The 6621-nt window shown below is 77.8% G+C and carries 6 protein-coding genes; 3 read left to right on the top strand and 3 right to left on the bottom strand.

Annotated features, from left to right (window positions below; translation table 11 throughout):
- Nucleotides 1-140: 140 nt before the first annotated feature.
- Genes IDM29_RS13550 through IDM29_RS13540 form a run of 3 tightly spaced genes read right to left on the bottom strand, consistent with a single transcriptional unit; the run spans nucleotide 141 to nucleotide 3162 of the window.
- Nucleotides 141-1373 carry a cytochrome P450 gene (locus IDM29_RS13550; RefSeq protein ID WP_220457950.1) on the bottom strand — a complete coding sequence of 411 codons (1233 nt, stop codon included), beginning with the start codon at nucleotides 1371-1373 and terminating at the stop codon, nucleotides 141-143.
- Nucleotides 1370-2125 carry a glycosyltransferase family A protein gene (locus tag IDM29_RS13545; protein WP_182111587.1) on the bottom strand — a complete coding sequence of 252 codons (756 nt, stop codon included), beginning with the start codon at nucleotides 2123-2125 and terminating at the stop codon, nucleotides 1370-1372. Before IDM29_RS13545 ends, IDM29_RS13550 begins: the two co-directional genes overlap by 4 nt.
- Nucleotides 2122-3162, bottom strand: coding sequence for a 3-oxoacyl-ACP synthase III family protein (locus IDM29_RS13540; RefSeq protein WP_182111588.1), 1041 nt, complete (start codon nucleotides 3160-3162; stop codon nucleotides 2122-2124). The genes IDM29_RS13545 and IDM29_RS13540 overlap by 4 nt, the downstream gene beginning before the upstream one ends.
- Before the next feature lie 113 nt (nucleotides 3163-3275).
- Between IDM29_RS13540 and IDM29_RS13535 the strand changes: the two genes are divergently transcribed.
- From IDM29_RS13535 to IDM29_RS13525, 3 genes are all read left to right on the top strand, one after another.
- Entirely contained in the window at nucleotides 3276-4457 is a 1182-nt protein-coding gene (locus IDM29_RS13535) for a cytochrome P450 (protein ID WP_182111589.1), read from the top strand.
- Between the two features lie 100 nt (nucleotides 4458-4557).
- Entirely contained in the window at nucleotides 4558-5466 is a 909-nt protein-coding gene (locus IDM29_RS13530; protein ID WP_182111590.1) for a hypothetical protein, read from the top strand.
- 115 nt (nucleotides 5467-5581) lie between these two features.
- On the top strand, nucleotides 5582-6621 hold a 1040-nt coding region (locus tag IDM29_RS13525), incomplete at its 3' end, for a serine/threonine-protein kinase (protein WP_188037639.1).

The following is a 6621-nucleotide window of genomic DNA, read 5'->3' as shown; positions in this document are numbered from 1 at the left end:
GCCCGCCCGCAGCGCCGCGGCGGTCGCGCGCACGCGGCGCCCGAGCTCGCCGTAGGTCAGCTCCACCCGGCCCGCGCGCAGCGCGACGCGCGCGGGGTGCCGGTCGCACTGCACGAGGACCTCGTGCACGAGGTCGGGCGTCATGCGGCGTCGGCCTCGCGGCGGGGTCCCGCCCCGACGGCCAGGTGCGCGTAGGCCGGGATGAGCACGCCGCGCGCGACCCGGCGCTCGACGACGCGCAGCGGCCCCGCCGAGCGCACGGCGGCGAGCAGGGCGTCGAGCACGGCGGTGGTCTGCACCATGGCGAGCGGCATGCCGAGGCAGAAGTGGGGTCCCGCCCCGAACCACAGCTGGCGCACGGCCGCCGGCTGCGGGACGTCGGGCGCGAAGGGCCCGGCCCCCCGGCACGCGAGCAGCGTCGCGATGACGACGCGGTCCCCGGCGGCGACACGCACGCCCCCGACGTCGCCCGCGGCCTCGACGCTGCGCAGCATCGCGGGTGTCGGCGCGGTGATCCGCAGCGCCTCGGACACGACCTTGCCGGCGAGCCCGGCGTCGTCCGCCGCCGCGAGGCGCGCGTCCCAGCCGGTGTCGGCGAGCAGCGCCGCGAGCCGCGGCACGAACGAGACGAGGGTCTCGGTGCCCGTGAGCACGAAGGCGCCGACGGCGCCGCGCGCCTCGGACTCGCTGAGCCCGAGCGCGCGCATCCGGCCGGGCACGGTCGCCTCGTCGCCCGCGCGGTACGCGGTCACCGCGTGCGCCGACAGCCTGCCCAGCACCTCGCGCGCCCGGCGCACCTGCGGCGGCGTGAGCGTGCGCCGGTGCAGGCGCACCATCCCGACGATCTCCTGCGCGTCACGGAACGCGGAGCGCACGGCCGCGTCCGTCGCGGGCAGGCCCGTCATCCGGCAGATGACGGCCCCGGCCATGGCGCCGACGTGCGCGACGAGGTCCACGTGCGCCCCGGCCGCGAGCCGCTCGCCCAGCCGTTCCGTCGGCCCGGCCAGCACCGGGCCGGTCAGGTCGGCGACCGCGCGCGGCGTGAAGAGCGGCGCGAGGCGGCCGCGCAGGCGCGCGTGGTCGTCGCCCTCCATGTTGAGCAGCACCGCCGGCCCGAGGACCGGCGTCCAGAGGTCCGCCGGGGAGCCCGGGCCGGTCTTCGTGAAGCGCTCGGTGTCCAGCAGGACCTCGCGGGCGAGCGCGGCGTCGCTGACGACCACCCCGAGGCCGGGCACGCGCACCACCGGGCCCCGCGCGGCGACCCGGCGCAGGAACGGGTAGACGACGGGGTGGGCGCCCCGCTGCACGCGCTCCTCCCAGGCCATGGCGTGCGCGAGCGGCGCGGTCCGCGCCGCGGCGTCGGGGCGGCTCATCGGATGTCCACCACGGCGGGGCGGTAGCGGTGGTCCGCGTACCACCCGAGCGTGCGGCGCAGGCCCCACGCGTGCACGCGCCGCACGGAGGCGCGCACGACGACGTCGCGGCGGTAGCCGTAGCGCGGGGTCAGGCGCCGCACGGCGTTGACCAGCGCGCGGTCCTCGTGGAGGTCCTCGATGGCGGTACGCGGGAAGCCGCCCGCACGCTCGTACAGGTCCGCCGTGATGGCGAGGTTGCAGCCCGGGCACATGAGGTACGGGCCGAGGTAGGCCGGGTCCTGGTTGCCGGGCCGGATCTGGCCGAAGCGCGCCGCGACCGCGACGGCGGCCCGCAGCGCGCCGCGCCGCAGCGGTCCCACCGGGACGTCGTCCGAGCGCGGCAGCATCGGGCCCGTGACGAGCTCGAGGCCGCCGTCGGTGAGCGCCGTCCGCACGGCGCGCGTCCAGCCGGGCGCGGGCAGGCAGTCGGCGTCCGTGCGCGCCAGGAGGGTCGCGCCGGCGGCGATCGCCGCGCGCATGCCGGTGTCGGCCGCCGCGCCGGTGCCCTTGAGCGGCTCGTGCAGCACGCGCCAGCGCGCGAGACCCCACCGCTCGACGAACGCGCGCACGACGTCGGGCGTGCCGTCCGTCGAGCCGTTGTCGACCACGACCACGTCGAAATCCGCGTCCCGCTGGTCGCGCAGCGCGGCGAGCGTCGCGCCGATGCCGGTGGCCTCCTGGAAGGCGGGGACGACGACGGCGAGGGTCACAGGCGGACGGCCATCGCGCCGATGCTGATGCCGCCCGCGAGGCCCACGAGGAGCACGACGTCGCCGGGCCCGACGCGCCCCTGCTCCCGCGCCCGCACGAGCTGCAGGGGCAGGGTGACCGACGCGAGGTTGCCGTGCTCGGCCACCGTGAGCAGCGTGCGGTCGGCGGGCAGGCCGAGCGCGTCGTGGACGTCGCCGAGGTAGGTGACGGCGACCTGGTGCACCGCGACCAGCGCGACGTCGTCCCACGTCAGCCCGGCACGCGCGAGCACCTCGAGCACCGTGCCGGGGCCGAGCGCGAGGAAGGCCTCACGCAGGCGCGAGCCGTCGATGTCGAAGTACGTCCGGTCCAGGTCGCGCGGGTGCGCGGTACCGCCCCCGGGCAGCGTGCCGATGGTCCAGTGCTGCGACTGCGCCGCGAACCCGGACGCGAGGACGCCCACGGGCGCCGGCCCGGGGTCCGCCGGCGCCGCGCGCAGCAGGAGCGCCGCGCCGCCGTCGGACATCGTGTAGCCCGCCGCCGAGCGCAGGTAGGTCGCACGGTCGGGCACGTCCCAGCGCACCGCGCGCGACGGCGCCTCGCCGCTCGCCACGAGCACCGTGCGGTACCGCCCGGTGCGGATGAGCGCCTCGCCCACCTCGAGCGCGTTGAGCACCGAGTTGCACGCGTTCTTGACGTCCATCACCGGACAGCCGAGGCCGAGCTTCTGGGCCACGATGTGCGACGTCGCCGGCTCGACCATGTCCTGGCTCGCCGAGGCGAACAGGAGCAGGTCGACGTCCTCGAGCGCGAGACCCTGCGCGGCGAGCAGCTTGGCCGCCGCCGCCGTGGCCAGGTCGGACGCCTGCCAGTCGTCCGGCAGCACGTGCACGGCGCGCACGCCGGTCAGGCGCCCGACCATGCCCGCCGGCGGTGCGACACCGGGGTTGCGCGCGGCGAGCGCGCGCTCGGCGTCGAGCACGCGGACGGTGCGCTCGGGCAGGTGGACCTCGACCCCCGCGAGCACCGCAGCAGGGACCGCTCTGGGGGAGGGCATGGGCGAGAGCCTATCGACGGGGGCTCGGCCGGCCCCGGCGCCGACGGGGTGAACTGCCGACGCCGAGGCCGCGAGGCGCGGGACTGAGGCGCGGGACGTGGCACAGTGCGCGCATGCTCGCCCACGCCCGCGACGTCGCCCTCGTCGTCGCCGCACGCCCCGCGGTGGCCGCGCTGCTGCTCGCCGGCCGCGCCGTCGCCGCCCGCCGCGTGGTCCGCGTCCCGCGCGTCGGCTGGGTGACCGCCTCCCCCGTGCTGGCCCGGCGGGCGCTCAACGACCACGGCGCGTTCTCGATGGTCGGCGAGGGCGGCGTCGGGCACCTGTGGGCCCAGGTGCTCGGCCCGTGGGTGACCGAGCTGTTCGACGGGCCCGGGCACCACGACCTGCGGTCGCGCTCGCGCGAGCTGTTCACCGACGCGGCGGCGCGCGAGCAGGTGGCGCAGGTGTGGGGACCGCTGCTCGCGTCGGCACGGGCCCTGCTCGCGGCGGGGGGTGAGGTCGACGTCGCGGACCTGTCGCGCGTCGCGGTGGGCCGCATGATGATCGCGTCGCTCGGCATCCCGGTGGCGGGCGACGAGGTGAGCGACGACGCCGCGCGGCTGGTCTTCGCCCGGGGCGAGCGCCTCGCGACGACGGCGGTGCGCGCGACGACCCAGCCGGTGCTCGACCCCGAGCTCGTGCAGGTCGCGCGCGACGTCGTCGCCGAGCTCACGGCCGGGGTCCCGCACGCCTACCGCACCGCCCCGGGCTCGACGCTGCTCGGCCGCATGCGCGAGCTGGGCGTGACCGAGCGCGAGGCGACCGGGCTCGCGGCGCTGCTGCTCGTCGCGGGCACCGAGACGTCGGCTTCCGCGATGCAGCGCACCGTCGCGCTGCTCGTGGACACGGGCGAGCAGCACCGCCTGCTGCGCCGGCCGGAGCACCTCGACGACGCGGTGCGGGAAGGGCTGCGCGTGAGCACGCCCGCGGTCGTCATCGGGCGCTCGGTCGCGGCCGACGTCGAGCTGGGGGGCCGCGCGCTGCGCGCCGGGGACAGCCTGCTCGCGCTCGTGTGGTCGGCGAACACCGCCGTCGGGCGCTTCCGCCTCGACCGCCCGTACGCGGCGGAGAACCGGCAGCTGTGGTTCGGCGCGGGCCGGCACCTGTGCCTGGGCGCGCCGCTCGCGCGGGCCGAGGTGCGCGGCCTCGTCGAGACCCTCTGGGCGGACGGCGCGCCGTTGCGCGTGGTGCGACGCAGCGCCCAGCGCGGCGTGCTCGTGCCGTCCTACCGCCGGCTGGTCGTCGCTCGCGCCTGACGGCGGAACCTTCCGGGCGCCGGCGCTCGACCCCGCGGGTCCCGCGGGACGAGCATCGACGCAGGCCCGGGAGCGACCCGGGACCACCGGAGGAGGGCCCGTGACCGTCGGCATCTCGCACGGCGCTGACGCCGAGGCGCTGCGCTCGCTCGCGGTCGCGCTCGCCGCGACCGCCGACCATCTCGAGCAGGTCGACCTGCGCACCGTCGACGGCGTCGACGGCCTCGGCTGGACGGGGCAGGACGCCCGCACCTTCCGCGCGACCTGGGACGAGACCCACGCGGTGACGCTGCACCTCACCGCGGCCCTGATGCGGCGCGGCGCCGCGCAGCTCCTGGAGGAGGCGGCCGACCAGGACGAGGCGAGCGGGGGCGCGTCCGGCTGGACCGCGCTGCGCGACCGGGTGCACGCCCGCGTCGACGCGCTGGGCGAGGTCTTCTCGCAGACCGTCGCCCAGCTCGGCATGCTCGGCACCGCGGTGAGCCTCGCCGAGCTCGGCGACCTGCGTCGCCGCGCCGGGCAGGCGATGGACGCGGCGGGGGCGTCCGGTGCGCTGGGCGGGTTCCTCGACCGGTCCATCGGCACGGGCACGGGCTCGGTCCTCGGGGTCCTGGGCGCCATCGGCACCGCGAACGACCTGCACGGCGCCTACCACGGGTACCGGGACGGCGACGGGTGGCAGGCCGTCAACGGCACCGTCTCCGGCGGCCTCGGCGTCGCGGGCATGGTGACCTCGAGCCCGTGGGTCGCCGGCCCCGCCGTCTCGTGGTCGGCCGGGTCCGCGATCGGGGACGACCTGCGCGAGCGCATGGAGGGCACGGCGTTCGGGGACCGCTTCACCGACCGCATGGACGCCGTCTTCGACGTGATGGGTCCGGCGGGCATGCTCGTCACGCCGGGCGCGCTGGCCGTGGCGGCCGGCGAGGCGGTCGTCGACGCGGTGAGCGAGGCCGTGCTGGACCTCACCGACGGTCCCGACGACCCGCTGCTCGGCGGCGGGGGTCGGTGAGCAGCTCCGCCGACGCGCGGGCCGGGGCTGCCGCACGGGCGACGGGCCGGATACCCTCCCGACCACCAGGCGCTCGGCGAGCGTGCCGCCCCGACGACGTGTGAGGAGCCGGACGATGCCTGAGCGGGTGGCGGACCCGTCCGACGGGCAGCCCGCGCGGCCGGCGCCGGACGACGCGCTCTGGGCACCCCCGCCCGCCACGCCGCGCCCCGCCGGCGGGGCGGTGGACCTCGGGCTCGCGGGCTACGAGGACGTCGTCGAGATCGCCCGCGGCGGGGACAGCGTCGTGTACCGCGCGCGCCAGACGGCGCTGCGGCGTGACGTCGCCATCAAGGTGATCGACGTCGCGGACCCGGCGACGCTCGCGCGCTTCCAGCGCGAGCTCGAGATCACCGTCACGCTCGGGCGCCAGCACCCGCACATCGTCACGGTCCTCGACACCGCGACGACGCCCGACGGACGTGCCTGCCTCGTCATGGACTTCCACGACCTCGGGTCGCTGCACGAGCGCGTGCGCGCGCACGGCCCGCTGCCGCCGTCGGAGGTGGTGGCCGCCGGGACCGCCGTCGCGGACGCGCTGGCCTTCGCGCACGCGCACGGGGTCCTGCACCGCGACGTCAAGCCGCAGAACGTGCTCGTGCTGCCGACCTCGTACGTCCTGACGGACTTCGGGATCGCACGCCGTGCCGACTCCGGGCGCACCGCCTCGCTCGAGCGGTTCAGCTACCGGCACGCGTCGCCGCAGGTCCTCGACGGGCTCGAGCCGACGGAGGCCGACGACATCTGGTCGCTCGGGTCCACCCTCAGCACCCTGGTCCACGGTCGCGCGCCGTTCGCGAGCGACGACGAGCACGAGGACACCGCGCTCGGCTACCTGCGCCGCGTCCGCACGGGTCAGATGCGCCCGCAGGGACGCGACGACGTGCCAGCCGAGCTCGTCGCCGTCATCGAACGGTGCCTGCGCCCGGCGCGCGAGGACCGCTTCCCCGACGCGGCCGCGGTCCGCGACGCCCTCGCGGCGGTCCCCACCGAGTCCCGCTCGTGGGCACCGGCCTCCCCCTCGGGGACGGCCCGCGACGCGGCGGCCCCGCGCCCGGCCGCGGCGGCACCGGAGCACGGTGGACGGGACGGCGGGGGCCCGCCCGTGGCCCGGGC

It is taken from the genome of Actinotalea sp. JY-7885 (assembly GCF_014525465.1).
Classification (GTDB): Bacteria; Actinomycetota; Actinomycetes; order Actinomycetales; family Cellulomonadaceae; genus Actinotalea.
The sequence above is the reverse complement of the archived record's forward strand: the minus strand, read 5'-3'. Positions and strand labels throughout refer to the sequence as shown.

Excerpts from the sequence above, each read along its gene's own strand:
- IDM29_RS13540 (WP_182111588.1), bottom strand. The coding sequence starts at position 3,162 with ATGCCCTCCCCCAGAGCGGTCCCTGCTGCGGTGCTCGCGGGGGTCGAG.
- IDM29_RS13550 (WP_220457950.1), bottom strand. The coding sequence starts at position 1,373 with ATGAGCCGCCCCGACGCCGCGGCGCGGACCGCGCCGCTCGCGCACGCC.
- IDM29_RS13535 (WP_182111589.1), top strand. The coding sequence starts at position 3,276 with ATGCTCGCCCACGCCCGCGACGTCGCCCTCGTCGTCGCCGCACGCCCC.